The sequence below is a fragment of the Halolamina salina genome (assembly GCF_042678005.1).
In the GTDB taxonomy this organism is placed as follows: Archaea; Halobacteriota; Halobacteria; order Halobacteriales; family Haloferacaceae; genus Halolamina; species Halolamina salina.
The window spans coordinates 1-2,515 of record NZ_JBHUDH010000189.1; the positions used below are offsets into that span (position 1 = coordinate 1).

A 2,515-nucleotide genomic window follows, 5' to 3' on the forward strand; every position below is an offset into this window, starting at 1 on the left:
CGCCGGACCTCGTGTCCGGCGCACTGCGGTTACAAGTGGTCTACGAACGAGCTGCTGTTGCCGTCACAGTCACCGAACGACTGAACCAAAAGAGAACCCACGCCGCTAACGAACCTGAACGACGACGCGATTACTCCTCGTCGGACTCGTCGCCTTCGTCCGTTTCCTCAGTCTCGTCCTCTTCGTCCGTCCCTTCATCTTCCTCCTCACTCGGATCGTACTCTCGGATCACCGAGTAGTCGTCAGGAAGCTCGCCCTCCAGCACGTACCGGAGGAACGCATCAGCGCGCTCGACGTGGGGCAGGAGCTTCGCGCGGTCGAACACGAGCAGTTCCGCGCCCGCGGCGCGTGCGAGTTCCTCGCCCTGCGACACCGGCGTCAGTTCCGTCTCCCGCCCCCAGACGATCGTCGTGGGCACGTCGAGATCCGCGAGCGTGCCCCCGAGGTCGAGTTCGGTGTCGAGATCGCCCGCGAGGAACGCCGCCGGCGCGAACCGGGCGTTCTCTTGGTGGGCGGTCCGCCACTCGTACTCGGCCCACTCCTCGTCGGGACCGTCCGGGTCGGCGTAGCCGTGGTCGGCGTTGAAGTACTCGATCGCCGGCTTCGAACTCACGGTGTTGAACAGCGCCTCGCCCACCAGCGGCGCCCGGACCAGTTCGCGCACCCACGTCCCGCCGCCCGGCCCGGTCGTCGTCGTCGGACAGACGAGCACGAACCGCGAGACGGGGACCGTTCGAGCGGCCGCGACGGCGTAGGACGCCGAGAGCGAGGAGGCCATCACCGTGGGACCGTCCTCGTCGCCGAACTCCCCGAGGAACGCCTCGACGAACGCCTCGTACAGCGTCGCGGAGTAGCGAATCGGCGGCCGGTCCGAGCGCCCGTAGCCCGGGAGGTCCGGTGCGATCACGTGGTACTCCTCGGCCAGTTCGTCGAACACGCCGCGCCACTCGCCCGAGGATCCGGCGGCGTTGAGCCCGTGCAGTAGCACGAGGTCCGGGTCGTCCGGGTCGCCGGCCTCGGTGTAGGCGACGTTCATCCCGCGCCAGCGGTAGGTGCGCTGCATCCCGTCCAGTGCGGGCGGGAGGTCGCCGGCGTCGCGCCGGAGGAGGGCGTTCCCGGCCGCGGCGGCGCCGATACCGAGGGTCACGTAGCTGAGGGCGCGTCGGAGGTTCATTCAGTCTCGGTTAGGAGTCCCGGCGGCTTAACTCCACAGTTCTCGGTCCCCCAGTCGCCGCCACCGGGGATCTTTTGCCACGTCGAAACATATCGTTCGACATGCTGAGCGACGCGATGGAGGACTACTTGAAAGCCATCTACGTCATCCAGCGCGAGGAGGGCGCGCCCGTCTCCACCTCCGCGGTCGCGGAGTACCTCGACAAGACCCCGCCGACGGTGACCAGCATGATGGAGAAGCTGGCCGACCGCGGGCTGATCGACCGCGAGAAGTACAGCGGCGTCGAACTCACCGACGAGGGGCGGACGGTCGCGCTCGAGGTGATCCGCCACCACCGCCTGCTCGAAGCGTACCTCGCCGAACACCTCGACTTCGACTGGTCGGAGGTCCACGACGAGGCCGACACGCTCGAACACCACATCAGCGAGGACCTCGAACGCCGGATGGCCGAGGCGCTGGACGATCCGGCGGTCGACCCCCACGGCGACCCGATCCCGACGGAGACGCTCGACCCCGTCGACGAGGACGCCGGCGAGCGCCTCACCAGCTTCGAGGAGGGCGACCGCGTCGCCGTCTCCCGAGTTCCCCACCGCAACCGCGAGGAGCTCGACTACCTCGCCGAGGCGGGTCTCACGCCCGGGACCGAGGTCGAGATCGTCGACGTGGCGCCGTTCGGAATGGTGACGGTCCGTATCGACGACAACACCGAACAGAGCCTCCCGCAGGAGGTCGCCGACGCCATCCGCGTGCGGGCCGTCGTGGGCGAGGTCGCCTGAGCATGTCCGGCGCGATCGCCCTCCCGCTGCAGTCGGGACTGGACGGCGTCGTCGCCCGGTACGCCGGCCACGGCCCGCTGGCGGCCGCGTTCCTCGCGAACCTGCTCGCGACGTTCGGCGATAAGGGGCAACTGGTGGTGATCACACTGGCGACGCGGTACGACGCCAAGGCGGTGTTCGTCGGCGCCATGGGCGCGTTCTCGCTCTGGTCGGCGCTGGAGGTCGCGTTCGGCCAGTACGTCGTCTCGGTGCTGCCCGCGAGCGTCGTCACCCTGATCACCGGCGGGCTGTTCGTCGTCTTCGGCGTCTGGACCGGCCGATCGGCGGTGAGGGGCCTGCGCGACGGTGACCGCTCGCGTTCGATCACGTCCGGAACGGGGCTGGACGTTGGCCTCTCGGGCCGGCTGGTCCCGGACGCGCTGCTCGTCCGCGTCGGGAGCTACGGCGGCCTGCTGACGGGCTTCCTGTTCGTGCTGTTCGCGGAGTTCGGCGACAAGACCCAGCTACTGACGATCAACCTCGCGGCGACGTTCCCCGACGCGCCCGTCTCGGTGTTCGTCGGCGT

The 2,515-nt window shown here is 69.1% G+C and carries 3 protein-coding genes; 2 read left to right on the plus strand and 1 reads right to left on the minus strand.

All coding sequences use genetic code 11. From position 1 onward, the window contains the following. Positions 1-130: 130 nt before the first annotated feature. Positions 131-1,174 (minus strand): alpha/beta fold hydrolase, encoded by a 1,044-nt coding sequence (locus tag ACFR9S_RS14015; RefSeq protein ID WP_379732398.1) that lies wholly within the window; start codon positions 1,172-1,174, stop codon positions 131-133. 101 nt (positions 1,175-1,275) lie between these two features. Here ACFR9S_RS14015 and ACFR9S_RS14020 point away from each other — a divergent pair, with 101 nt between their 5' ends. Both ACFR9S_RS14020 and ACFR9S_RS14025 read left to right on the plus strand, forming a co-directional pair. Then, positions 1,276-1,950, plus strand: coding sequence for a metal-dependent transcriptional regulator (locus ACFR9S_RS14020; RefSeq protein WP_379732399.1), 675 nt, complete (start codon positions 1,276-1,278; stop codon positions 1,948-1,950). A 2-nt stretch (positions 1,951-1,952) separates the two neighbouring features. Then, the coding region (locus ACFR9S_RS14025; RefSeq protein WP_379818906.1) for a TMEM165/GDT1 family protein at positions 1,953-2,515 on the plus strand (563 nt) is incomplete at its 3' end.